Source organism: Pleomorphomonas sp. PLEO (assembly GCF_041320595.1).
Lineage (GTDB): Bacteria > Pseudomonadota > Alphaproteobacteria > Rhizobiales > Pleomorphomonadaceae > Pleomorphomonas.
The window spans coordinates 1,925,310-1,949,720 of sequence record NZ_CP166625.1 but is presented as its reverse complement, the minus strand read 5'-3'; the positions used below and the strand labels follow the sequence as shown (position 1 = coordinate 1,949,720).

Genomic DNA, 24,411 nt, shown 5'->3' with positions numbered 1-24,411 from the left:
TCGATAAGTGGACTCAGTGAGTAGACTTGACGCATCGCAGCCCTCCCAACACTCGGGAAGACAACGCATCCGGGGCACTACGAGCACCGGCGCATAGATGGTCCAGAGTCTTCTCCGGGCATGTAAATCCCGCGAGTGCCTCTTTGCGGCGCCTGTCGATTTGCGGGCTAGATTGCTTAATAGGTCGTTAAACAACCCTACCCCACCAACCGACCCGGCATTCTTTTCGAAATCAGATCGTCGAGTGTGTCCGTAATGCATGCAAGCATGGCGGATATACTACCCGCGCGACACGCAAAGGAGGTAAAGGCAGCGGAAGAGATCGCTTTCGGCGTCGCGACGGCGCGGCCAATTCCTGTTAGGAGAAGCATCCACCCAGGAGCTCCCGATGGGCCTCGACCTCGCCACCTCCAAGCTGCTCGTCCACGTCGTTTTCATCTCGTTTCACGAGGGTATATCGGCGGAAACGCGCCGCCGGTTTCTGGACCACCACCAATCGCTCGGCACCCGCTGCGGCGGTCCAAACGCCGGCATTTCCTATTGGCAGGTTAGCGAAAACCTCGATCAGCGCAAGAATTGGCACCTCGTCCAATTCTCCGTCTTCCGCGACCGGCAGGCGCTCAGCCAGTTTGCCGAACACCCCGAGCACATCAAGGCCGGCGCCGAGCTGCGCGCGATCGCCGACTGGGTGGTGGGCGATGTGGAGACGATCGGTGGCGCCGGCGCGTTGGGGTGAGTGGCCGGGGCAGGACGACGCGGTTTTCATCTACCGCTAGAGGACGCCCAATAGCGGAAACCAGCCAAACGAGTCCGAGCCGTCAGGTCAGGCCACGGCGGCCGAACGGCACCTTTTCGCGCGGGTAGCGGTGCGCTTCAAAGGGCTGCTGGCGCGGCTTGCGGTTGATGGGCGCCGGAGCTTCCACACGGTTCCGCCGGAAGACATCCCAACGCAGGTTCGGCAGCGGAAGTCCCGGAATGACGAAGGCAGAGAACATGTCCTCGCCGTCGCTCGGCGTGAACTGGAAGATCAACATGGCAAGCGTATTGATCGCGTAGGAAACGACGTCGAAGATCCTGGTCTCGAAGGCATAGGCGAGCATCAGGTTACCGACGTTGATCGCAAGCAGGATCGGAATGATAATGCCACTCTTCCAGCCGATGTCACGAACGCGCACGGCCTGAAGGCTCAGTTCGACCCAGGAGAACACCGCAAACGGCAGGATCAGGATTGTGAAAAACACTGGTTCGGACTTCCAAAAGCCAGAGCCGAACGCGGGGATCAAGAACAGTACGAGCCAGGACAGAAACAGGGCCAGGGGCACGAAGACCCAGCTCAACAGAAAAAACCTGAGACGCCCGATCCTTCCATAGAAAAAGAACAAATGACCGAGCATTGAGCGCCCCTCCACAACCTGTGGAAGAATGTCGTTCATTCCTTTCAGGCTGATGAAGCAGACCGTGACAATTTTAGGTGCCTACCGGATACCCTCCCCACAGGACAGCCGAGCTCGCCGCAGCCGGATATGAAAGAGTGGCCCGAGCCCACCGCCCTCGATTGGATCGGATGTCGGGAGGCGCCCCAGATCGCCCCCTCCGCCTCCACCCACGACGGCTTCAGCCCCTCCCCCATCAGCGCGTCGGGAAGATCAAACGCCTCCCCGGCGTCGCGGATCTTGCCGCCGAAGCAGCCCTTGCTGACCGTGGTGACGCGCATCAGCAGCACGTGCCCTCTGCGGGGCCGGTCAGTTGATCTGTTTCACTCGGCCGTTTGGCGGAGCCATTGGCCAAGGGCGTCAAGATCTGCCTGATCGGATCGTCCTCGGTCTTTCTCCCTGTGGTTTTCGACATACTTGCCGGTCCGGCTCTCCCATTCCGGTGCAAGGGCCACCCAAAGCGGGGTCGATGCTGCTTTCTGAGGCGAGACTGCGAACGGCCTCAGCAGCCGCAACATCATCGCGATCACGCCAGTGGCATTGTCGAGGAAGCCGGAGGCGACGAACCCGGGAGAGACTGCGTTGGCGACCACGCCCGCGCCCTCGAGCTCGCGACCCAGCATCCAGGTCATGAAGCGCAGTGCCTGCTTGGACTGCGTGTAGGCTTTGAAGCCGTTGTAGCGCCGCCGCTTCCATTCGAGGTCGTCGACATCGTAGCCACCCGTCGCAGCCGAGACGATGTTGATAATCCGCGATGGTGCGCCCGCGCGCAGCAGCGGGAGCAGGGATCGGGTCAGAACGTAAGGGCCGAGCATGTTCGTCGCCAGAGTCATCTCGTGCCCGTCGGGCGACAGTCGACGCTCGTTGAACCAGGCGCCAGCGTTATTGACCAAGAGGTTGACCGACGAATGCCGCTCGGCGACGCTGGCCGCGAACTGCCGCGCCGACGCCATGCTGGCTAGATCGAGCGGCAGGATATCGATACGCCCGCCTCCCGGCTCCCGGCCAAGCTCTGCCTGCACCATCTCGCCCTTGCGTGCATCCCTCACGCCGAGGATGACGGTCATGCCGTCGCGGACCAGCCCGCGCGCAATCTCGCGGCCCAGACCTCCGGTTGCGCCCGTCACCACCCCTATGCGGGGGCCGCCCCTATCAATCGACCGCGACATGGCCGAGCCCCCCGTCGATCCGGAGCAACTGGGCGACGGTGAAGGCCGACTCGTCCGAACCGAGATAGACAGCCGCCTTGGCGATCTCCGCCGCTTGGCCATTCCGTCCGATCGGAACCTGGCTGGCGAACTCCCGATACAGGGCTTCGCGCGTCGCCGGATCCAGGGCCCTGAGCGCGTTGGTGACGACCGGGCCCGGACTGATCGCGTTGACGCGAATCCCACGCCCCTTCAGCTCGTAGGACAAGCCGGCTGCCAGGGCCGTCAGACCGGCCTTGGCAGCACCATAGACGGTGGAGTGGCGATGCCCGATCAGGGCGGACACCGAGCCGATCAGAATGATCGAAGCCGGTCGAGCGAAGAACGGCAGCAGCGACTGAATAAGGAAGATCGGGCCTTTCAGATTGGTCGCAATGAGCTGGTCGAAGCGGTCAGGGGTCCATTCCTCCAGCGGCAACTGCGTGGTGTCGGCGGCATTGCACATGAGGATGTCGAGGTTCGGCCAGACACGGAACAGCTCGCCTGCCAGTGTCGCCTGCCCGTCGAGGTCCGACGCGTCGGACCGAAAGGTCAGGAGGGCGTCGCCGAGCTCCCCCTGGCGTGGTCCAGGCCCGCCTGGGTCCGCCCGGTGATCGCGACTTTCGCGCCTTCGGACAAGAACTGGCGCGCCGTTTCGAGCCCGATCCCGCTCGATCCCCCGGTGATCAATGCATGCTTTCCTGCAAGCCGGCCCATCTCGCCCTCCTGACTAGAATGACGACAGAGTAGGCAGCTGAGGCGGTCCGTGCTATGTCACAACGTACCGTATTTGTAGCAGATCGTTCAAAGTTGCGTCGTGGACCCGCTATCCGATCTCCTTCGTTTGCTCAAGATCCGCAGTTATGGAGCGGCCGGCCTCGACGCCGGCGGCGACTGGGCGATCCAATTTCCTGTCCATGACGGGATCAAGTTCTTCGCGGTCGTCGAAGGAATGTGTTCCTTATGGCTCGACGAGGAGGAATCGTCGGTCGAGATCCGAGCGGGCGAATGCTTCCTCGCCACCCAAGGCCTGCCCTTCCGCATAGCCGGCGGCATGGCAGTCGAGCCATTGAGTCTGGAGGCGGTTCTTCCGCCAGCCTTCGACGGGCGTGTCGTGACCATCAATGGCGGCGGCGACTTCCTCGCGGTGGGTGGATTCTTCGCCCTGGCGAGCGGGCAAGCCCATCTGCTTTTCGGCGCGATGCCGCCAGTCGTCCGCTTTCGTGAGGGACAGGACCGAGAGGTGATGGCCTGGTGCGTGGACCGCCTGGCATCGGAACTGCGCACCCCGCGCGCCGGCACCAGTCTTCTTGCCCAGCAGCTGGTGACGATGATGCTGGTGCAGGCGCTTCGCGCCTCGATCGCAGACGCCAGCCATCCACGGACCGGATGGCTCGCCGCCCTGGCCGATACGCGGCTGCGCGCAGCCGTCGGCGCGATGCACGCGGAGCCTCACCACCGATGGACACTCCAGTCGCTCGCCGTCATCAGCGGCATGTCGCGCACCAGCTTCGCGCTGAAGTTCAGGGCAGCGATGGGGATCGCGCCGCTCGACTATCTGACGCGGTGGCGAATGCTGCTCGCGCAAGATCGACTGGCGACGAGCCAGGAATCCGCCGCCGAGATCGGTCTTGCGATTGGCTATGACTGCGAACGATCGTTCGCTCGAGCGTTCAAGCGGATGCACGGCTGTTCCCCACGCCAGTACCGGCTGACTGCGCAGAGCACGCAGCCGACGACGCGGCAGTCGAGCATTTGACTGTCATGAGCCTCTGATGCGGCCATCCCATTTGACGGACCAACCGGGGAGGGCTGGCTGCTGCCGCGAGGGGCCGAGCTCTTCGAAGAGGGGGAACGACGGCGCTCTTTGAAAGCGCGGTTCTAGTGAGACTGCTTAAGTCAAAAACCTAGGCGGGCCGAGGCCCGCCTTTGTCAGTCGCTGATATTTCCCGGGATCCAATCCGGTGGGGGCCCGCCCAGGGCTTCGGTCAGGCCGTTGCCGGGAGGAGCAGGCTCTTCAGTCGAAGCCGCCTTCGGTTTGCGGCCGCGCTTGCGGGGTGTGGGCTCGCCGTCCGGCTCGGCCGAAGCACCACCAGCCTCTCCCTCCGCTTCCACCCACGACGGCTTCAGCCCGTCCGTCATCAGCGCGTCGGGAAGGTCGAAGACCTCCCCGGCGTCGCGGATCTTGCCGCCGAAGTAGCCCTTGCGGACGGCGGTGACGCGCATCAGATGCTCACCCCGTTCGACTGCACGCCGGCGACGATGCCGGCGGTGATCTTGCCGGTGGTGGGCGCCGTGCCTGATACTGTGTACTTCAGGCGGCCATACTGCAGCGTGATGCCGCGCGGCAGGTCGTCGCGGGCGATCTGCATGCCGGCCTTCAGCTGGGCCAGCGTGGCGGTGGCCAGCGGGATCACCTTGTCGGGCGTGAAGGTGGTGGTGCTGTCGAGCTCCAGGTCGATCTGCAGCGAGGTCAGGTTGTTGAAGTCTTCCACCACCTGCACCAAGAGGGCCACCTCGTCGCCCTTGCCGGCATCGAAGTTCTTGATGGCCGGCGAGATGGGGCCGAAGTCGAGGGTGTTGGTGGAGGCTGCCGTCGCGGTGATCGCCTGAGCGTCCGAGAACAGCGCCTGCGTGTCGAGGATCATGGGAGTGTCCTTGAAAAAGCGAGGAGAAAGGCGCCCGCCGGAGCGGGCACTTCAGGATCAACCGGCGTAGGCAGCCAGAGAGGCCTCGGTATTGAGAAGGGCGTCGGTTTCCCGAATGGGAATGCCGCGATAGGTCAGCACTTCCTTGCCCTCGATGCTGTCGCGCTTGAGGCCCGGCGCCGAGTAGTTGTAGCTGCCAGCGTTGGTCACCAGCGACCGGTCGGACGACTGGGCGTCCAGCACTTCCAGCACGTCGCGGTTCATGTAGATGGCGATGCGGCTGGAGGTGGCATTCAGCCGGCGCGACTGCAGGCGATAGTAGGCCTCGCGCAGCAGGCGCCACAGATCCACCGAACCCGCCATCATGTCGGACACGTCGATGTTGGCGATGCGGGCGTTGTAGCGCCAGTCCTTGACGAACATGCCGACGTGCCAGGAGAACAGCGTCGACTTGACGTAGAACTTGTTGCCGGCGGCATCCAGCGTCACTTCCTCGCCCTTGTCGGCCACCTGCACGCCGGTGGGAATGCCCTCGGGCGTCAGCAGCGACGTGGCGTGGTCGCCCCAGGTGACGAACCAGATGGAGGTGTTGTCGGCGCCGCGGCCGCCGCCATCCACCACCTGTCCGGCGGCGATGTTCGGCTTGGTGGCGTTGGGGCCGTCGTAATAGGCGTTGTAGCGGGCGGCGAGGCCCTTGAACTTCTCCGGCGTGGTGGCGACGTCGTGGTAGAAAATGCCGGTCGCCATCTCCTGGTTCATGGCTTCCAGGAACGGCGCGCTGTCGACGAGGCGCTGCTTGGCGGCGTCCTTGGCGAGAGCCAGCAGGCGCACGTCGATCTCAGAACGCGCCTCCAGGAAGCCGGTGGTGTCGTCCACCTGCTGCACGGTGGCTTTGGACTGCGGCACGCCCTTATAGAGGCGCCCCCAGGCGACCGACGGCAGGCCGGTGCGGATCATGTGGCGATGGATGGCCTGCTGGTTGCAGACGGTCACCATCGCGTCGTCCAGCACCGGATTCTGCTGCGACAGGATTTCGAGAACCGTACCCTCGGCGCTCTGCTTCTGCGCGTCGATCAGGTTCGGGTAGTAGGTGCCAACGGTGGCCATGTGTCATTTACCCCTTGGGCTTATCGCTGGGAAACAGCAGATGAGCGGCTTCAAGCGTCTGTCCCGCCCCGCTCCCGCCGCTCTCCGGCCGGTCGTCGGCGATCGCGTTGCCGACGCGCGCCATGAAGCGGATAACCTCGGGGTGGTTTCCGCCGCCACTTTCGGTGAGAAACGCCTTGAGGCCCGGCGTGCCGAAGCGGGCCAGCGCCCCCTGCGCGGTGGCCACCGATGCATCCCAGCGGGCACCGCCGATCTCGGAATCCTTCCTGGCCGAGTTGACCCATCCCGTCTGGATATCGGCCCATTCGCGGCCACCCGTCGCCGCTTCCGCCTGGCGATGGGCGGCCAGCGCCCCGGCCAAAGCCTGGGCCTGGCCCCGCGTCAGGCCAATATCCTTGAGAACCGGCGCCATCGCCTCGGCCAGCTTGTCGTCGAGCGCCATGCCCTCGGGCAGGTGGAAGTCGTAGCGGCCGTCCTCGGGCACTTCGTCGGCGGGATCGAGAGCGCCCGTGTCCGGAGCCTCACTCTTGGCTGCAGGCGGATTGGCATTCGTGCCGCCGCCATCGGGCGATGAGCCAGCTTCCGCCACAGGGGCGGCGTCGGTCGGAAACATCAGACTCTCAGGCGCGGCTTCGCCGCCACCCTCGACGCCTTCAGGCGCGAACACCACGACGCCGTGCATCCATCGATCAAGCATATTGGTCGTCCCCATCCTCAGTTTGGCGCGGCGCGTGGGCGGCCCGGGTGAGTTCCCTCGCCTCGCCGCGTTCGAGCAGCAGGCGCGGGTAGAGCCGGGCGTCGATCCGGTCGAGCTTGCCGAGAATTTCCAGGCCGATCGACTGGCGGCCGAGCCGGTAGCGCTCCATCGCCTCGTTGGTCTCAAACGCGCTGGCGTAGAGCCCCGTGCGTCTGAGCAGCCAGAACACCACCCGCTTGCCCTCGGCGGTGTCCATCAGCAGCCGGAGGGACTCGCGGATCTCGGCCTCCTCGCGGGCGGCCCGCTCCCGCGCCTCGGCGTCGCGCGCCTCGCGCGCTTCGAATTCGTCCAGCATCAGCCACCTATCTCATTGATTTCAAGCATGTTGTTCACGCTGCCGGGTGTCCGCTTTGCTCGGAAACGCTCGATATCCGCCTTGCGCCCCATTCTGCCTGAGGTCCTCTGCCTGCGCAGAGGATGACAAGAGATTGATATTTAAGAACAACCGGATAGCTGGGCGCCCTCTCCTATCAAGCTGTCGGATAGATGGGAGCCCGCAACCATCAAGCCGTCGGATCGGTGGGCGCCCCTTACTCTCAAGCTGTCGGATAGGTAGGCGCCCGCAACTATCAAGCTGTCATCCTTGCGAAAGCGAGGACCTCAGGAAGGTAGAGCGCAACGCCCGTATCAGATGCCCTTCGCTCAATCAGGGGCGGCAGTTTGATCGTTATGGGCGCCACCTATCCGATTGTTCCCAAATATAAACCTCCTGTCATCCTCTGCGCAGGCAGAGGACCTCAGGAAGGTAGAGCGGGCGGCCGATATCGGTCTCCCACCCCCCTACGAACCCCCGATCCCCAATTGTGAGAGCAAGGTCTGCACGGAGCCCGCATCGATGTTGCTGTCTTTGCCGGCCCGCACCACGTCGGCCCCGGCGGAGATGGCCGGCGCCACGGTTTTCGCCATCTGCGCCTGCTGTTGCTGCTGTTGCGCCTTGGCCCTGGCGTCGCGCGCCGCCTGCACCTTGTCGTCGGCCACCACGATGGCGGCCGGCGCGCCGATCATGTCGGCGTAGACGTCGATCGACTGGTCGGCGTCGAGCTTGTCCAGCACCTCCGGCTTCATCGCCGCCCACTGGCCGGCGAACGATACCAGCCGCTCCACCGCGCCGGTCGCCACCGCCTTCTGCGCCTGGGCCAGCGTCGAGATGTATTCGACGGACAGCCGCTCGTTCTGGATCTCGCGCGGCGGCGGCGGGAACAGGTTGCGCTTCAGGCCGATCTCGAAGGCGCGGTCGACGCAGGGCTCCAGCTGGTTGTTGTAGATGTTCTCCAGCACCGGCCCCAGCGCCAGCAGCTTCTCTTCCTTGCGCTCGGCGATCTCGAACTGGTTGCGCGGCTGCACGCCCTCCATGTTGGCCAGCATCAGGAACAGGTCGGCGTAAAAGCCGGAATTGATCCGCTGCCGCGTCTCGCTGATGTCCTGGAGCAGCGGCCCGATCTGCGGGCTCGCCTCCATCACCGGCCGCAATCCCTTGCCGGTGGGATCATCGACAAAGGTGATGGCGCCGGGCAGCAAGGAGGTCGGGTTGCCGGACAGCGACGTCGGCCCCTGCAAGGGCGGCCGCGCCAGCTTGGCGATCACCTCCAGCTTGTCGCGCACCATGGCTTGCAGCGATTTGACATCGCCGATCGAATCCATGCCGGGCGACTGCGCGTAAGCATCGTCGCCGCAGATCAGCCACGGCGGGCAGATGATCGGGTTGCTGTCAAAGCCGCTCTCTTCCAGCAGGCCATCAGCACTGTTGCCGTTGGCCTCCCAGTAGTTGGAGAGGAACGGCTTGTTGCGCTTGTCGAGCTTGCCGCTGTCGCGGTTTCGCCGGGGCTCGATGGCGTGCCAGATGTCGAAGGTCTGGTCGTAGCGGCCGGCGTCATAGGCCGAGCGGATGGCGTTCGACAGCGTCTCCAGCCCGAAGCGGCGGACGATCTTCTCCACCGACCAGCGGAGCATGCGGTAGAGCGTCGTCGCCCGGCCCTCGGCATCCCGGGCGATCCAGAAGCGGCCGTGCAGCAGCTGGATCATGTGCAGCGGCGCGTCCTCGCCCTCGATCAAAATGCCGCAGGACTGGCCGAACAGGCCGATGTCGCCATAGCCCTCGTGGAAGGCGGGGTAGACGTTGGAGCGCTGGAACATCCGCCGCTCGATGCCCTCCACCTCGTCCACCCACAGCTTCACCGGCCCCCATTCGCGCAGCTCGGGATCGGTGGTGGCAAAGCGGAACCACGGCCGCGCCGGCGAGGTCAGCCCCGAGTGCATGCCCGAAGCCAGCGTCCGCCAGGCAAAGGTGCCGGAGGGGTCGAGAATGCGCTTGCGCGAGATCGCCCGCTCGTCGGCGGCCACAAGGCGCAGCCGGTGCGGCGCGATGAAATCGGCAAGCCCGCTCCACGCCGCTTCCCACGGCTGGCGCACCCGCTTCAGCTCCTCGGCCCGGCGACGGTGATACTGGACCGGCGTTTCGTTGGCGCGCGTTTCCATCAAACCCCCAGCACTGTGGACTTTTGGGTGCTCGCGTTCTGCAACACCCCGTTGGCGTTGGTCAGAATGGTGGAAACGCCGGAGCGCAATTTGTCGGTCGCCCGCCGCGCCGCCGATGTCTGCACGGCGCCGTTATCCGGCTCCTGCGATTGCGCCGAGGTCTTGTATTGCTCCACTTTGGGAGTCGATGAGGAAAGGCACATGATCAAAGCCCCGCATGTGGGTCGTACCTGTCGGCAATAAGGCCCATCAGGTTTCCGCGCTGCGGTTGGCGGGGTTTGGGGAGCGGTGGGGTCGAGCGGCGCAGACGCACATCGCCGCCGCAGTTCGTCACTTCTGGCCGGCACGTCAGTCGGTCGCGCTTGCCGCTGAATGGTCCGGCACCAAGCAGAACGTCACTTTGGGCCCGAAGCTGAGCCGACGGCCACAATCCCCTCTCTGGACTGGGGATTGACGGAATACTTCAGCCCCCTTAGGCACGATGGAAGTCTCGTCCATCCACGGTTGGAGCACTGTAGTCGTGCGTTACATTGGACTGTTCTCTGGCGCGACGTGTGTTCTGGTAATGGCCGTTCTTTCGTTCACGCCGTTTGCTTGGCAGGCGATGGGGCGTCCAGATGAAACTTATCCAGAGTTGGCCTACTTGGTTTTTGGCTTGCCACTGGCGATACTGACCCTTGTCGCGGGCATGGCTATTGCATTTCACGGACCGTTCACCGGCATCCTCAAGGTCGCTCCATATGTTCAATGGGCCGCATGCGTTTTACTACTCCTTGCTGCTCTGTCTCCTTGGCTGAGCTAAGCTCTCGTTTGTCGGTGAGACTCTACTGTCTCTAGGTAGCTGGGTTTCGGGAGGGGCTGCGCAAATGACCAGTCAGAGATTTGCCAGCGTCTGGGACGCCATCGAGGACATGGCCGCCGAAGCCGAGAACATGAAGCTGCGGTCCGCGCTCATGGATGCGATCGAAGATGCGATCAAGGCGAAGGGTTGGACCCAGGCTGAAGCCGCCAAGGAGCTTGGCGTCACGCAGCCGCGTGTCTCCGCGCTGATGCGGGGCAAGATCAACATGTTCAGCCTGGACAGCCTGATCAACATGCTGACCGCGCTTGGCCTCAAGGTGGATATCCAGATCCGCCAAGCGGCTTGATCAAAGAACAGCCGATACGAACGCAAAGCGCCGCTGCCGGCTTCGGGGCGCAGTTTATGGGAGGAGCATATGGGGTTCTCTGGAACTGGAACGGAAGGCCTCACGGACCATGGAGAGGCGTACGGTCCCCGACGCTCTGGAATCCATGAGAAACTCGCACCCAAGACGTTGCTTGTCCTGGCGGTCGGCGCAGCCCTGTCAGCATGCATGTCGCACAGAAGTATCAACGATGGAAACTGCTCATCCACGCCGACCACGGCTGCCTTGCCGTATACTTTGGATATCGACGACAATTATATTTCAGTCAACAATGAATATACTTTAAAAATAAGCAAGAAACCGTCGCTGTTCTGTAAAAAGAAAATCGATAACACAGATATATACACCCTGATTTCCGACAAATATAAGATGTCAATATCTTACGAGCCTCATATTGGAAAAGAAAAACTAAATGAATACCTATCCGACGAGAGTGGTCAGCCGGACATGGGCGATATAATTCTGACTATAGTCTTCCTAAAATCGGGAGAAGACAGCTTAATCACAGTTCAGACAACGGAGTTCAGCCGATGACAGGGCAGGCAAGGTCAGCCTGGTCGAACCATATGTAGCAACTTCTCTGCTTGTATCGAGACTAAAGCCTGGACCTATACTTTTACCCATGGATCTGAACATGCGGCGAGGCCTGGTGCCGCAGCCCCCCCACGCCCCTCATCCTGCGGACTGTCATGACCGCCTGATGGCGCCGGCCTCTCACAGCCCCGCGTGCGGATCATACCGCTCCTCCACCACCCTTCTCCCACTCCCGCCCTGCCCCGCCCCGCCCTGCCCCGCCCCGCCCTGCCCCGCCCCGCGCTTCACCACCGGCTCGGCAAACGTCAGCGCCAGCGCATCCGCCCTGTTCGGCGAGGGAATCCCCCTCGCCTTCATGTCGGCCTTGCTTTCCAGCTGGATCTTGCCGTCGAGGCGGGGCACGGTTTCCGGGCCGATCAGGTCGTCGAACAGGCCTTGGTCCTGCGGGTCGATGGCGCCGCCGTCCTTCAGCCAGCGCTTGACGAGGCCCCACATCTCCGCCCGCTTGTTGAGATAGCCGGGGTCGATCGGCTTGCCGGCGAACCACACCAGGCGCCAGTTGCGCCCCATCGTCCGCCCGGCGCTGACGATGCCCGTGCCATAGCCGGCGTCGACGAACACCGCGTCGGCGCCCTCGTCGTCCTCCAGCCGGGCGATAAGGTTGGCCACCTCGACGTCGTTGTCGTTCCTCGGCATGCTCAAGAGGTTCCGCGTCATTAGACCCTGGCGCAGCACGATCTCCACAGAATCGGCGCCGGTCCACGCCGGGTCGACGCCGATGATCTTCGGCGCAAAGCCATATTGCTCGGGGCGAAGGTGCCGCGCCCGCGCCGCCTCCACATCCGCCTCGCCAATGAACTGCATCGGCGACTGGCTGGGGAACTGGCCGCGCACGCGGTATTTCGCCACGTCGCTATCCTCGCCGCCGGCATCGTCGACGATCGATTGCAGATAGGCCTTGTTGGTGCCCTCCACCGTTCGGCTGTCGATGTGGCGGGTGATCCAGCGGTGGCGGAATTTGCGGAAGCACTCGCGGAAGCGGCCGCCGTTGCGCGTCGGATTGCCGAAGGCCACCCAGATGATCACCGTATTCTCGTCGGTCAGCGCGCCCTCGGCCACTTCCCACACCTTGTCGGCGATGGCGCTGGCTTCGTCGAACAGCAGCAGGATGATGCGGCCCTGGTTGTGCAACCCGGCGAACGCCTCGGTGTTCTCGGCCGACCAGGTGACGAAATCGAGCCGCCAGCTGTCGCCGCGTTTGGGGTCGCGGCTTTTGATCGATTGCGCCTGCGCGTCGAACCAGTGCGCCGTCACGGCGCGGCGGAACCACAGCCCCACCTCCGGCGCCGTCTTGGTCTGCATCTGCGAGCGCGTGTTGGCGGTGACCACGATCTTGCAATCGGCCCAGCACGACATCGCCCAGTTGGACAACATCCCCATCTCGGCCGACTTGCCGATGCCATGGCCGGACGCGACGGCAAGCCGCAGCGGCGTGAAGCGCCTTTGGGGATCGGCCAGATGATCGCGGATCTGCCGGTTGATCTGCCGCTGCCACGCGCGCGGACCGGGGTGCGCGGCAAGATCGCCCTCGCCCCAATCATAAGCGGCGATCGACCAGCGATCGGGATCGTAGCGGCACTCGGCCGCGAGCCGGATGATGTCTTCGTTGGGATCGGGAGAGGCGGTCATGGGAGAGCGCTCCCGCGTCCTAAATAATTGATACAAATATCAAAACTGTCCTCTTCTGCGCAGGCAGAGGATCTCAGGCCGAAAAGGGCCCTCCGCCAATATCGGTCTCCCTCTCCACCCCCCACAGCAAACAGGCGCCCTATATGCCCCCCTCGCTCCATCCTGCCTGAGATCCTCTGCCTACGCAGAGGAGGACAGCTAAATATAGAGGAAAAACAACCGCGTAGCGCATCACACAGCCCCGCATCCGCGTACCCTCGATCATGCCTAAGGCGTTCACGATCCGCAGACATGGAGTGACGGCTTGATAGCAAGCGATCACCACCTAACCGATTGTCATCCCTATATATTTTACTGTCCTCCTCTGCGCAGGCAGAGGATCTCAGGCCGAAAGAGGCCCGCCGCCGATATCGCGCTCCCTCTCCACCCCCCGCAGCAAACAGCCGCCCTATATCTCCCCCTCGCTCCATCCTGCCCGAGATCCTCTGCCTACGCAGAGGAGGACAGTTTGATGGGGAGGGGAGACAGCTGGAGTGCGCGGCATGCCTGCTTGATACAGGATGATCGAGAAACACCACCGGATGACGGCTTGATATCAAGCGATCACCACCTAACCGCCTGTCCTCCCTATATATTTTACTGTCCTCCTCTGCGCAGGCAGAGGATCTCAGGCCGAAAGAGGCACACCGCCGATATCGGTCTCCTCTTCCACCCCTTGCAGCAAACAGCCGCCCTATATCTCCCCCTCGCTCCATCCTGCCTGAGATCCTCTGCCTGCGCAGAGGAGGACAGTTTGATGGGGAGGAGAGAAAGCTGGAGTGCGCGGCATGCCTGCTTGATACAGGATGATCGAGAAACACCACCGGATGACGGCTTGATATCAAGCGATCACCACCTAACCGCCTGTCCTCCCTATATATTTTACTGTCCTCCTCTGCGCAGGCAGAGGATCTCAGGCCGAAAGAGGCACACCGCCGATATCGGTCTCCCTCTCCACCACCCACAACAAAGATGCGCCCTATATGCCCCCCTCGCTCCATCCTGCCTGAGATCCTCTGCCTGCGCAGAGGAGGACAGTTTGATGGGGAGGGGAGACAGCTGGAGTGCGCGGCATGCCTGCTTGGCGCGGGATGATCGAAAAACACCGCCGGATGACAGCTTGATAGAACCGGGCGACCACCTAACCGCCTGTCCCCTCTATATAAATTGTCCTCCTCTGCGCAGGCAGAGGATCTCAGGCCGAAAGAGGCACCCGGCCAATATCGCGCTCCCTCTCCACCCCCCGCAGCAAACAGCCCTATATGTCCCCCTCCCTCCATCCTTCCCGAGATCCTCTGCCTGCGCAGAGGAGGACAACTAAATATAGAGGAGAAACAGCCATTTAGCGCGTCACCCAACCCGCTATCTGCGAGCCCTGGATGACCACCTGATGAGAGGGCGCGCCGAGCTATCCGATTGTTTTCATTATATATAATTCTGTCCTCCTCTGCGCAGGCAGAGGATCTCAGGCAGGATGGAGCACGCCGCCAATATCCGTCTCCCTCGATCGTCATTCCCCCTCCTCCGCCAATCTCTTCCGCGCCCGTGCCAGCCTTTCCCCCAAACCCTCCAGCCCCTTCACCCGCACGGTCTCCTCGAACGCTTTCACCCCGATGTGCTTGCCGATCAGCTCCAGCCGCTTCAGCCGGTCGCTCAGCCGGATCTTCTTGACAAACCCCACCTGCTCGCGGGCATTGCCGCGCCCCTCGAACCGCTCCTCGATCTCCACGCCCTGCACCAGGCCCTGCCGCCACACCTCCGGCCAGTCGGCGATCGGCTTCAGCTGGCCCTCGGCGTCGTAGAGGTCGGCGATGTCGGCGCTCGCCTCGTCGACCAGCCGGCGCAGCAGCCAGCCGGCATCCACAGCCTCTTTCCCCTTGCGCGGCACGTCATCCCTCCCCTGTCTCGCCCGAGACACTACCGCCCTCCGGTTTGCCGCCTTCACCGCCCGGCCCCAGCACCAGCTTGAAGCCGCGCTGATAGCCGACCACCTCGATGCGCACGCCCGAACCCTCGATGCGCTTCCGCAGCAGACACAGCTGCGTTTTGAAATACTTGCGCGCCGTCTCGTATTCCGGCCCTCCGTCCTCATCGTCGGCATACATCTCGCTGATGATCGCCTCGCCGGTCACCGGCTTGCCCCGGCCCTGCCAGACGCGGGCCAGGATCGCCTCCTGCTGCGGCGGCAGCTCATAGGCGCGGGCGATGAGGTTGGGCGACAGCACCGGCGCCATCGCACCGCAGCACGGACAGGTGACGCCCGTTTCCGCAACCGCCACCGCCGCGCCAAGGGGAACATCCGCCGCCAACCCCTCAAGGCGCGCCCCCAGCCGGATGTTCTCGACGCGGTCGTCCAGCGTGTCGCCATTGATCGGCAGCAGCACCCGGTCGGTGCCGCCAAAGTGCCAGTTCCACACGAGCGTACGGCGCATGTAGCGGGTGACGTTGGCGCGGCTGCCCAGCTGGATGGTCCAGATCGGCCCGGCATCCAGCCGCTTGCGATAGAACTCGCCGCCCGCCTCCGGCCGCCGCCGCCCCACCAGCTCGCGCCAGAACAGCCGGCCATCGGGCCGATAATCGAACAGCGCCCGCGCCGCCTCGCGGCTCATCTGCGCCGCCGAAAACCAGGTGTCGGGCTGCCCTTCCAGCGCGCGATCGGTCACCGTCTCCGGCCGGCCCTTCCAGCGGGGCGGCACCGCGGCCGAGGCATTGCCCGGCAACCGAGCCGCCCTCAGGCGATCACCGCCCGCGCCCTGCTCGATGCCGCCGAGCAGGCCACTGCCCGCAAGGACTCGGTTCAGAGGCAGGCTGACATGTTCGAACCCCCGCCCGCCGCCGGACGAATAATCACCGTCCCGCTCACTCTCATCCGCGCGCTCGCTGGCGCGCGCTGTCATCTTGTCTGCCATGTCGGCTCTCCATGTGGGAAGCCGACGCGGCGCATCGTGGGGCAAGAGCTAGGGTGACGGCGAAACGTTAATGGCGGAAGCGGACGGGAAAGGCGCGGCAGCGCCGGAGAGACGGGCCTGCCGAGGGCTGAACGGCGCCAAGGCATTAACGGCCGTGGCCGAGTTGAGGCGGCGCCAACAAACGGCCGCCCACCCCGAGCGACGAGCTACCGCCCTGTTCGCATTCCATAATTCGTCATTCTCTGCGAAGGCCGCTTGAATTCGCTCGCGAATTCAAGGTGAACCTCAGGCAGAAAAGGGCGCGGCGCCGATATCAGCCTCCGGCGCATCCGCACGCCGGCCGTCTGCTTTACGCGTGAGTATAGGGAATGGGGTGTTGGGACGGAGATTCATTTCAGGGGAGAGCAATAAAATGACTCGGATTCGGGGAGCCGACACACAGACGGATGTAGACGAGACGGAACGAGCAAACCTCCGCCGTCACGTCAAAAGACATTGAATTCCAAAGAGGAAAGAGAGGAACGGTACCTCTCTCATGCCTGCTGTCACGTCTCTCACCCCGGAGAAAGCTATGGCCGGAATGAAGCGGGTAAGCGGGGGAGACGGAAGATGAGGGAGGCGGACACGAACAAAACCCCGCCGAAGCGGGGCGGAAACTCCATCACCGTCTGAAGAACGACTAATTTCCTTCCAGTGAGCGCAGGCGCTGAGCCATTTCCTCAACGGGCAACCTCACGGTTGGATCATCCCGCCAGAGCTGAAGAGCAGTCGCCAAAACACCGTCGCCGCATAGCGACAGTCGTTTGAGCTCATCGATAACCCAAAGCACCCCGTGAACGCGGCGGCCATCTTGTATTGCGACGCCACGCAGTAGCGCATCACCCGTTAGGAGAATCGAATTCTGGTGGCACCGTGTCGTTACCAGGCAAAAACAGTCATTAGCGGAAAGCTTTGGATGAACCGCTTTGACGCCGAAAGCTTCTCCGACTTGGTCGGAAGGCAGATCAAAAATCTCAAGCCCTGAATCGAGGATGGCCCATTCTTGCGGCGTGAAAGAGATTAACTCCGACTCTCTCACAGGCAACGGAATAATGAGGCGATAGGGTAGCCGCACCAAAAGATGCAGAAGCCGCGCCTTTCGCAAGTCGATCAGACAGGAAGCATCATTAACAACAACGATCGGTGCGGCATCATCGGTCACGGTTCGCGCGGCCCCCGCATTTCTTCTTCCAGCTTGGCGAGAGGCACTTTGAGAAACTGCGCCGCTCGCACAGGCGATATCATCTCCTCGGCGAGTGCCTGATAAACTAGGCGCTCAAAGCGAAGAGGCTTTTCAAATGCACCAAGGCCCTGCCCATCTTCAATGGGAGCAGGCTCCTCGGTGCGCCATGCGCGCGCATAAGTCCGAAAGGCGTAGTCGACGGTAGTTTCCGGCAGAAGCCCAACATCCCTCAATCGGATCAACATGGCAGCTGCGGACATTCCATAAGACCGCTTCAACCTTATCAACTCATGATAGGTGATTCCATGTCGATTCTCGCCAACTTCCTTGCGGAGATGATCGGCTGGGGCAAGAAAAGCGCCCGCGAACCGATGCATCGCTTTTTCAAGCTTGATGGGGGCAGGGTCTGCCACCGCGCGAATGATCCGATGCGCCAACTCGTGCGCAAGGCTGAACCGCTTGCGCTCGACGTTGGTCTTGCTCGAGATAACCACCACCTCGGTGTCGGGCTTGTTATCGGTCCGCTTTACGGTACAGGCCAACCCATCGAACCGCTCCGGCAAGTCCGCCACGATGACCTTTATCCCCTTCTTCTCAAGGAGATCGATCATGCTGGGAATGGGATCGCTCCCCAACTCCCATGCGTCGCGTAGGTCTCGGGCCTTCCGTTCGATCTCGTCCCATGAAGCCACCGCCTCGCACCGCAAGTCGGCTATAGGATCGGTAGGCTCATCCAAACCGAGTATACTCTCGATAGCGAGATAATCTTCAAGCTTCTCAATCACCAGTGCTTCGGCGTGAGCTCGATCTTGGGCCGAAGTATCGGAATGCTTTCGAAACTCGATTCCGCATAGCTCCGCAACCTGCCCGCTCATCAGAAAATCGAGCGACACGCCAAGAGCCTTACCTAGGCCGACGAGAACCGACGAGGACGGCATCATCTTGCCGCTCTCGTACTTGCTGATGGCCTGGGCGGACACCGCGGGCGAGACCCGCTCGGATAAAGCCTGCAGCGACAGCCCGGCCTTTTTCCTTGCCAAACGAAGCCTATCTCCGAACATTTGGATCTCCCGGTTTCGCTGGTTGATAAACGCATTCATGTACAGTATATATCAACACACAGTTGACATTCAAGCCGCCATATTAGCTCAACGAGGTTTAAAATGTCGCATCAGAATCAGCACGTTGCATCGCATTCCGAAGGCTGGGCCGTGCGTGGCGAGGGTAATCAGAAAGTGACGTCCGTCCACCAGACGCAGTGTGAAGCGATCGAGGCAGGACGCGGCATCGCCCGCAATCAGGAATCTGAATTGCTGATCCACGGCGAAAACGGACAGATCCGCGAGCGCAACAGCTACGGAAACGACCCGTGCCCGCCCAAAGGCTGAGCTGATCGGCCGGCCGAAATGCTGGCGGGTTGAGAAGTCTGTGCGAATACCCTAAAATGAGTGAAAGGCGCGTGAGGTCGCGGGGTGACACCACCCTCATCGTCACCAGATCAAAGGGAAAAGCTCGCCTCAGGCGGGCTTTTCTCATATTTGGCGACCGAGCTTTCCGACGTCTTCACTCTGAGCCCCGGCGTTACGAATGCGCGAGCAAGCGCCAGCCTGCTCTTCATACTGGTATCAGGCTCGTTCGGGCTGTGCATCGGGATAAATCGGCAATATGTCCCTCTGCTCTGTTCCCCCATCCTTCACACCAGCGGCACACGCATCGCCTACACAGCGTCACCGTTAGCCGCACTGCCCCGGAAATTTCGTATTGACGCCAACCCCAGCGCCGAAGCGAAAATGCCGGGGAACTGGCCCCACCCACTTCCGGCGAACCATGGCCTCTCTCACCAGCCGTATGGTTGCACGCGACAAATGAGCATCTTTTGGTTACATTGAGGCAACGCGCTTTATAGGGCTGACAAATGCCGCTCGAGTACCTCTACCTAAATCTCGTCTTGTTTTCATATTTGGGCATTGTAGAGCCAATACTTGAGAAAATCTTGAAAAAAGAAATCATTCTGGAACATTACCTAATCATGCAGGGAATGAAACTATTCGGAGATCGGCTCACAAGGAAAGATTTTAAGCGCCTATTGGTGGCGCAATATTTGTTCGTCGCTTTTGCATCGGCTAGCCAGCTTTATTATGGCGACGGATATTTGCAAGGCATACACGAGCTTCGACCAAGCGAGTGGTCCATATACATTCCAATCCCGTTTCTTCTATATTTTGGGATCGTCGAGCCCATTCTGGAACGGCTCCTGAACGACGAGCTGATGCTAACGCACTTTTGGGTCTTTCCCAGCGAGGTCCTCACCGACCGACAACTGAAGCGCCGTTGGATCGCGACTTATCTCGGTGCGATCGTCATCCTCATGGCGATATCAGCTTTTATCGGTTCCTGAAGGCCGCGATACGCGCGACCGTCCGCAGCGCGTCTTCAGGCTCGCGCAGGCAATGGCTCCCCTCACCGCCTCCTCCCCACCATCACCGCCGCCACCGCATACACCGCCACCACGCTCAGCCACACCGCGCCCGGCCACGTCCCCCGCACCATGGCGTAGAAGCTCGAGAACCCCAGCGGCGCCACGATCGACGCCAGGCTCAGCGCCGAGGCCAATACCCCCTGGAACTGGCCTTGCTGGCTTTCGTCCACCTGCCGGCTGGCCATCGCTTGCAGGGTCGGCACGCCGAGGCCGCCGAGGGCGAACAGGGGCATGATGGCGAACACGATCCAACCCTTGGTGGCGAAGGCCATCACGGTCAGCGCCAGGCAGGCGCCGGTGAGGCCGGTGAGGATGGCGGCGCGCTCGCCCAGAAGCTTCACCGCCGGCCCCGGCAGGAAGGCTTGCGCCAGCGTCTGGCAGATGCCGAAGGTGCCGAGCGACAGGCCGATCATCAGGCCGTTCCAGCCGAAGGTGTCGCCGCCCCACAGCGCCCAGGCGGTGCCATAGGCCTCGCCGGTGGCTGAGAGCAGAAAGAAGATGGCGATGAGCGGCCACAGGCTTTTCACCTGAAATACCCAGCCGAACGGCTTCAGTGGGTTGAGCGCCGCGATATCCAGCTTCTCATGCGAAGGCTGCCGCGACTCCGGCAACATGAACAGCGCGATCAGAAGATTGACCCCGTTCAGCACCGCGGCGGCGATGAACGGCAGCCGCACCCAGTGATCGCCCAAAAGGCCGCCCAGCACCGGGCCGACGATGAAGCCGATGCCGAACATGGCGTTCATCAGGCCGAAGCGGCGGGCGCGCTGGTCCTCGGCGGTGATGTCGGTGAGATAGGCGGTGGCCACCGATATGTTGGCCGACGTCAGCCCGGCGATCGCCCGCCCCACCAGCAGCAGCGTCAGGCTGCCGGCGAAGGCGAGAAACAGGTAGTTGATGGCGGCGCCAAACAGAGAGATCAGCAGCACCGGACGGCGGCCGATCCGGTCGGACAGCGAGCCCAGCACCGGCGCGAAAACGAACTGCACCGCCGCGTATAGCGCGGTCATGATGCCGATATACGGCGCCACGTTGGCGGCGTGGGTCACCTCGGTGAGCAGCGCCGGCAGGATGGGAAAGATGAGGCCGATGCCGACGGCGTCGAGCAGGATGGCCGAGAAAATGACGATGAGCGATCTGTTCATGGCGGAATCCCAGGGGCGGCCGCGAAAAGCGACAGCCCAAGCACAAGGGGCCAGACGCAAAAGCGCCATGGCGGACGGATGGAGCCTGAGAGAGCCTGGCTTGAAATTCGCGGGTGGCTAGGCAGCTAGCGATGAACGCGAGGACCGGAGCGGAGCGAACGTAAGTTCGTCAGCACGGCAAGCGCGGAATTCGAAGCTAGATGCCCGCCCCAGTGAGTTCGGGTCAGGCTCGGTGGTTCAGGCGGTTAGGTCAGGAAAATCGCTGGTCGACCGGCGCTAAGCGGCGCTGATCGCTTGTGCATGACCGCCTGGACGATAATTCGTCCACCTGTTTACTCCGCCAATGGGCGGATCAAGGGAAGCGATCGCTTTGCGCGATAGCCGCCAGATACGCCAAAGCGGGCGCCAAGGCAAGATGGTTGTGCCCGGCGGCGCCGCGCGACGCGCCTTGCGCTGCCTTTGTCCGGATCGCGGGAAACAAGCGCCCCGCGCCGATCGTCAGCCCGCCGGGGGCGAATCTCCGCCCTGCGGCCCGAGGTGCGCGAAGGCACGCTCGAACAGGCTGTCCCACTCCTCCAGAAGATCGATCCGGTCCGGCTTGCGCAGCCAGCGCAGTTGCAGCCCATCCATCACCGCCAGAACCTGCCGCGCCACGTGGTCGGCATTGTCCACGTCCCGCAACGACCTTGCAAACAGCGACAAGGCCATGTCTTCCCGCTGTTGGAAATAGGCGTAGGCGGGGTGGGTGGGCTCCAGCGCTTCGGCGTTGAGCACGCTGTACAGCCGCACGATTTCCGGCTGGGCGACATTGCGGGTGATCAGCGCGGTGCACAGCTGGCGCAGGCTGGCGGGCAGCGGGTCGAGATCGATATCCGCCCGGCTCAGCCCCAACAGTTTGGCCAGCGCCTGAAAGTCGGCCTCGTCGCGATATTCCAGCACCGCGATCAACAGCCGCGCCTTGTTCTGGAAGTGATGCAGAACCCCCGCCTCGGTGATCCCGCACAACACGGCGGCATCCCGCAAGGTCACGCCCCAGAAGCCACGCTCGGCAATCAGCTGGGTCGCCGCCTCGATGATCTGCGCGCGGCGCTCGTCGGCCGATTTGCGCTCGCGGGTGAGCCGGGGCGGTGGTGAGAGGTCGCGGGACAAGGGAATCAACTCTCCTCGTAAATTCACGGATGGCCTTCTTATAGCACATCTTTTCGGGCCTGCGACCGTCGCATCCCGGCTTTACAGAATACCTAGTATGTATTAAGTAAGGCACATTGAGTTTTCGAGGGAGGACCAGAATGACCTTACACCGCCCCCACACGGAGGCGGCGCCCGACGCTGCGTCGCCGGCGCCCAAAACCTTCACCCAAGCCGTCGACCGGGTTCGCAAAGGCGCCGATCCCCAATCCGAGGCGCAGGCCCTTTACGCCAAGATGACCGTTTCCGAACGCCTCGGGCTGCTGGACGGCGACCAGCCTTTCTGGGAAGGCATGCTGAGTCTGGTTGAGGACGGCTACAACATCTACCCCTACGTCATGGGCGCGGTGGACCGGCTGGGCGTGCCCGGCGTGCGCTTTGCCGACGGGCCGCGCGGCTCGGTTCTCGGCCACTCCACCTGCTTTCCCGTTTCCATGGCGCGCGGCGCCACGTGGGATGTCGGGCTCGAGGAAAAGGTTGGCACGGCCATCGGCCAGGAAATCCGCGCCCTCGGCGCCAATTTCTTCGGCGGCGTCTGCATCAACCTGCCGCGCCATCCGGCCTGGGGCCGGGTGCAGGAAACCTATTCCGACCAGCCGGTGATCCTGGGTGAAATGGGCGCGGCGCTGACGCGCGGCATCCAGCACCATGCCATGGCCTGCGCCAAGCACTTCGCGCTCAACAGCATGGAAAACGCCCGCTTCTCGGTTGATGTCACCATCGACGAGGCCGACCTCCAGGAAACGTTCCTGCCGCATTTCAAGCGCGTCATCGACGAAGGCGCCTTCGCGGTGATGAGTTCTTACAACTCGGTCAACGGCACCTGGTCCGGCCAGAATGCCAACCTGCTGACCAACACCCTGCGCGACACCTGGCACTTCCAGGGTTTCGTCATCACCGACTTCATCTGGGGCATGCGCGACGGCGGCAAGGCCCTCGTCGCCGGGCTGGATGTCGAGGCGCCGATGCGCCAGCAGCGCGGCGAGCGTCTGCGGGCCGACCTTGACGCCGGCAAGTGCGGCTGGGCCGATGTCGAACGCGCGGCCTTGCGCATCCTGAAAACCCAGTTGCGCTTCTACGCCGAGCGCGAGCAAGCCGAGCCGGCCGCATCGGTGGTCGCTTCGGTCGAGCACGTCGCCCTGGCCCGCGAGGTTGCCGGCCGCTCCATGGTGCTGCTCCGCAATGAAAAGGTGGCCGGCAGACCGCTGTTGCCGCTCAACCCGGCCAAGCTCGCCTCGCTGGCCGTCGTCGGCCGGCTGTGCGACACCGCCAACACCGGCGATCTCGGCTCGTCGTCGGTGCGCGCGCCCTATGTCGTCACCCCGCTCGCCGGTCTCACCCAGGCGCTCGCCGGCTCCGGCGTTCTCGTCAATTCCGACGCCAGCGGCGATGTCGCCATGGCCGCCGCGCTGGCCGCCACTTCGGACGCGGCCGTCGTCGTCGTCGGCTACACCTCGGCCGACGAGGGCGAGTTCGTCGATGGCTCGGTGGCCAGCCGCGCCGATCTTCTGGCGCTTTATCCCGATGCCCGGACCGACGAGGAACGGCGCCAGCGCGCCAAGGTGCTCGCCGCGCTCGGCGGCGGCACCAGCGTGGTCGGCGGCGGCAAGGCCGGTGGCGACCGTCTCTCCCTGGAACTGCTGGCCGAGGATGTCGCCCTCATCAAGGCCGTCGCCGCCGCCAATCCCCGCACCATCGTGGTCATCGAAACGGCCGGCGCCGTCATCGTCCACGACTGGAAGGATCTGGTGCCAGCTATCCTGCTCGGCTGGTACGCCGGCATGGAAGGCGGCCACGCGCTGGCCGACATCCTGTTCGGCAAACGCAACCCCAGCGGCCGCCTGCCCTACCCCATTCCCGCCGATGCCAAGGATACGCCCTTCTTCGACCGGGACGCCAAGGCCATCACCTACGACCACTGGTACAGCCATCGGCTGATGGTGAAAAACGGCGTTGAAGCCGAATTCCCGCTCGGTTTTGGCCTGTCTTACGCGAGCTACCGGCTCGCCGACATGACCGTCGAGCCCTTGGGCCGTGACGGCGTCCGGGTCGGCGTCAGCGTCGCCAACACCGGCGCCAGGGCCGGCCACCACGTGGTGCAGATCTACGGTTCGCGCCGCGACGGCGACCGGGCGGACGAGCGCGAGCTGCTGGGCTTTGCCGTGGTCGAACTCGCCGCCGGGGAACGCAAGACGGTGGAAGTAACGGCCTCTCTGTTGCCGCTCGGCCGGTGGGATGGCGCCACCCGCCGCATCCGCGTCGCCGCTGGTTTGGTCTCAATCGAGGCCGCCGCCTGCTGGGGCGATCCCGATCGCCTGTCAACCACCGTCAAGGTCGCCGGCAACTAGTTCGAGCTCGCCACGAGCGCCTTGGCTTTTCCCGCCGCCGGGCCGTAGAGCCTGACTCGAAATT

The 24,411-nt window shown here is 63.2% G+C and carries 26 protein-coding genes; 8 read left to right on the top strand and 18 right to left on the bottom strand.

Annotated elements, in window-relative coordinates; all coding sequences use genetic code 11:
• Positions 1-388: 388 nt before the first annotated feature.
• The gene (locus AB6N07_RS08885; RefSeq protein WP_370677443.1) at positions 389-736 is read left to right on the top strand and encodes a Dabb family protein; all 348 of its coding nucleotides are present in this window, start codon (positions 389-391) and stop codon (positions 734-736) included.
• Between the two features lie 82 nt (positions 737-818).
• Here the strand turns inward: AB6N07_RS08885 and AB6N07_RS08880 are convergent, their stop codons facing one another.
• The 4 genes from AB6N07_RS08880 to AB6N07_RS08865 form a co-directional block, all read right to left on the bottom strand.
• Positions 819-1,241 (bottom strand): hypothetical protein, encoded by a 423-nt coding sequence (locus tag AB6N07_RS08880; RefSeq protein ID WP_370677442.1) that lies wholly within the window; start codon positions 1,239-1,241, stop codon positions 819-821.
• A 515-nt stretch (positions 1,242-1,756) separates the two neighbouring features.
• Positions 1,757-2,602, bottom strand: coding sequence for an SDR family NAD(P)-dependent oxidoreductase (locus AB6N07_RS08875; protein ID WP_370677441.1), 846 nt, complete (start codon positions 2,600-2,602; stop codon positions 1,757-1,759).
• Positions 2,586-3,176 carry an SDR family oxidoreductase gene (locus AB6N07_RS08870; protein ID WP_370678211.1) on the bottom strand — a complete coding sequence of 197 codons (591 nt, stop codon included), beginning with the start codon at positions 3,174-3,176 and terminating at the stop codon, positions 2,586-2,588. The genes AB6N07_RS08875 and AB6N07_RS08870 overlap by 17 nt, the downstream gene beginning before the upstream one ends.
• Positions 3,173-3,337, bottom strand: coding sequence for an SDR family NAD(P)-dependent oxidoreductase (locus AB6N07_RS08865; protein WP_370677440.1), 165 nt, complete (start codon positions 3,335-3,337; stop codon positions 3,173-3,175). The genes AB6N07_RS08870 and AB6N07_RS08865 overlap by 4 nt, the downstream gene beginning before the upstream one ends.
• A 100-nt stretch (positions 3,338-3,437) precedes the next feature.
• Here AB6N07_RS08865 and AB6N07_RS08860 point away from each other — a divergent pair, with 100 nt between their 5' ends.
• Entirely contained in the window at positions 3,438-4,379 is a 942-nt protein-coding gene (locus tag AB6N07_RS08860; protein WP_370677439.1) for an AraC family transcriptional regulator, read from the top strand.
• A 173-nt stretch (positions 4,380-4,552) separates the two neighbouring features.
• On the opposite strand, the gene AB6N07_RS08855 is transcribed toward AB6N07_RS08860, so the two are convergent.
• The 7 genes from AB6N07_RS08855 to AB6N07_RS08825 all read right to left on the bottom strand — a co-directional run bounded on the left by AB6N07_RS08855 (position 4,553) and on the right by AB6N07_RS08825 (position 9,810).
• Positions 4,553-4,846, bottom strand: a complete 294-nt coding sequence (locus AB6N07_RS08855) for a hypothetical protein (RefSeq protein WP_370677438.1) — start codon at positions 4,844-4,846, stop codon at positions 4,553-4,555.
• Complete coding sequence (locus AB6N07_RS08850; protein WP_370677437.1) at positions 4,846-5,268, bottom strand: Bbp16 family capsid cement protein; 423 nt, start codon at positions 5,266-5,268, stop codon at positions 4,846-4,848. The genes AB6N07_RS08855 and AB6N07_RS08850 overlap by 1 nt, the downstream gene beginning before the upstream one ends.
• Positions 5,269-5,325: 57 nt before the next feature.
• The gene (locus AB6N07_RS08845; RefSeq protein ID WP_370677436.1) at positions 5,326-6,375 is read right to left on the bottom strand and encodes a major capsid protein; all 1,050 of its coding nucleotides are present in this window, start codon (positions 6,373-6,375) and stop codon (positions 5,326-5,328) included.
• Between the two features lie 7 nt (positions 6,376-6,382).
• Complete coding sequence (locus AB6N07_RS08840; protein WP_370677435.1) at positions 6,383-7,072, bottom strand: hypothetical protein; 690 nt, start codon at positions 7,070-7,072, stop codon at positions 6,383-6,385.
• Positions 7,065-7,427, bottom strand: a complete 363-nt coding sequence (locus tag AB6N07_RS08835) for a hypothetical protein (protein WP_370677434.1) — start codon at positions 7,425-7,427, stop codon at positions 7,065-7,067. The genes AB6N07_RS08840 and AB6N07_RS08835 overlap by 8 nt, the downstream gene beginning before the upstream one ends.
• A 485-nt stretch (positions 7,428-7,912) precedes the next feature.
• On the bottom strand, positions 7,913-9,607 hold the full coding sequence (locus AB6N07_RS08830) for a portal protein (RefSeq protein ID WP_370677433.1): 1,695 nt from the start codon (positions 9,605-9,607) through the stop codon (positions 7,913-7,915).
• A complete protein-coding gene (locus tag AB6N07_RS08825) occupies positions 9,607-9,810 on the bottom strand; it encodes a hypothetical protein (RefSeq protein WP_370677432.1) in 204 nt (67 codons plus the stop codon). Before AB6N07_RS08825 ends, AB6N07_RS08830 begins: the two co-directional genes overlap by 1 nt.
• A 317-nt stretch (positions 9,811-10,127) precedes the next feature.
• On the opposite strand from AB6N07_RS08825, the gene AB6N07_RS08820 reads away from it, so the two are divergent.
• The 3 genes from AB6N07_RS08820 (at position 10,128) to AB6N07_RS08810 (ending at position 11,328) form a co-directional block, all read left to right on the top strand.
• Positions 10,128-10,409, top strand: a complete 282-nt coding sequence (locus AB6N07_RS08820; RefSeq protein WP_370677431.1) for a hypothetical protein — start codon at positions 10,128-10,130, stop codon at positions 10,407-10,409.
• A gap of 64 nt (positions 10,410-10,473) precedes the next feature.
• Positions 10,474-10,755: a helix-turn-helix domain-containing protein gene (locus AB6N07_RS08815; protein WP_370677430.1), complete on the top strand. Its 282-nt coding sequence runs from the start codon at positions 10,474-10,476 to the stop codon at positions 10,753-10,755.
• A gap of 69 nt (positions 10,756-10,824) precedes the next feature.
• Positions 10,825-11,328, top strand: a complete 504-nt coding sequence (locus AB6N07_RS08810; protein WP_370677429.1) for a hypothetical protein — start codon at positions 10,825-10,827, stop codon at positions 11,326-11,328.
• 180 nt (positions 11,329-11,508) lie between these two features.
• On the opposite strand, the gene AB6N07_RS08805 is transcribed toward AB6N07_RS08810, so the two are convergent.
• The 5 genes from AB6N07_RS08805 to AB6N07_RS08785 form a co-directional block, all read right to left on the bottom strand.
• Complete coding sequence (locus tag AB6N07_RS08805; protein ID WP_370677428.1) at positions 11,509-13,017, bottom strand: terminase; 1,509 nt, start codon at positions 13,015-13,017, stop codon at positions 11,509-11,511.
• Positions 13,018-14,566: 1,549 nt separating this feature from the next.
• The gene (locus tag AB6N07_RS08800) at positions 14,567-14,944 is read right to left on the bottom strand and encodes a terminase small subunit (protein ID WP_370677427.1); all 378 of its coding nucleotides are present in this window, start codon (positions 14,942-14,944) and stop codon (positions 14,567-14,569) included.
• A gap of 1 nt (position 14,945) precedes the next feature.
• On the bottom strand, positions 14,946-15,965 hold the full coding sequence (locus AB6N07_RS08795; protein ID WP_370677426.1) for a hypothetical protein: 1,020 nt from the start codon (positions 15,963-15,965) through the stop codon (positions 14,946-14,948).
• A gap of 679 nt (positions 15,966-16,644) precedes the next feature.
• Positions 16,645-17,166: a type II toxin-antitoxin system VapC family toxin gene (locus tag AB6N07_RS08790; RefSeq protein WP_370677425.1), complete on the bottom strand. Its 522-nt coding sequence runs from the start codon at positions 17,164-17,166 to the stop codon at positions 16,645-16,647.
• Positions 17,163-18,248 (bottom strand): helix-turn-helix domain-containing protein, encoded by a 1,086-nt coding sequence (locus tag AB6N07_RS08785; protein WP_370677424.1) that lies wholly within the window; start codon positions 18,246-18,248, stop codon positions 17,163-17,165. The genes AB6N07_RS08790 and AB6N07_RS08785 overlap by 4 nt, the downstream gene beginning before the upstream one ends.
• Before the next feature lie 102 nt (positions 18,249-18,350).
• Here AB6N07_RS08785 and AB6N07_RS08780 point away from each other — a divergent pair, with 102 nt between their 5' ends.
• Both AB6N07_RS08780 and AB6N07_RS08775 read left to right on the top strand, forming a co-directional pair.
• Entirely contained in the window at positions 18,351-18,575 is a 225-nt protein-coding gene (locus tag AB6N07_RS08780; RefSeq protein WP_370677423.1) for a DUF2188 domain-containing protein, read from the top strand.
• A 527-nt stretch (positions 18,576-19,102) separates the two neighbouring features.
• Positions 19,103-19,585, top strand: a complete 483-nt coding sequence (locus AB6N07_RS08775) for a hypothetical protein (protein WP_370677422.1) — start codon at positions 19,103-19,105, stop codon at positions 19,583-19,585.
• A 62-nt stretch (positions 19,586-19,647) separates the two neighbouring features.
• Here the strand turns inward: AB6N07_RS08775 and AB6N07_RS08770 are convergent, their stop codons facing one another.
• Together AB6N07_RS08770 and AB6N07_RS08765 are read right to left on the bottom strand one after the other, a co-directional pair.
• A complete protein-coding gene (locus AB6N07_RS08770) occupies positions 19,648-20,811 on the bottom strand; it encodes a TCR/Tet family MFS transporter (RefSeq protein WP_370677421.1) in 1,164 nt (387 codons plus the stop codon).
• 498 nt (positions 20,812-21,309) lie between these two features.
• The gene (locus tag AB6N07_RS08765; protein WP_370677420.1) at positions 21,310-21,960 is read right to left on the bottom strand and encodes a TetR/AcrR family transcriptional regulator; all 651 of its coding nucleotides are present in this window, start codon (positions 21,958-21,960) and stop codon (positions 21,310-21,312) included.
• 140 nt (positions 21,961-22,100) lie between these two features.
• Between AB6N07_RS08765 and AB6N07_RS08760 the strand changes: the two genes are divergently transcribed.
• Positions 22,101-24,347, top strand: coding sequence for a beta-glucosidase (locus AB6N07_RS08760; RefSeq protein ID WP_370677419.1), 2,247 nt, complete (start codon positions 22,101-22,103; stop codon positions 24,345-24,347).
• The last annotated feature ends 64 nt before the right edge of the window (positions 24,348-24,411 follow it).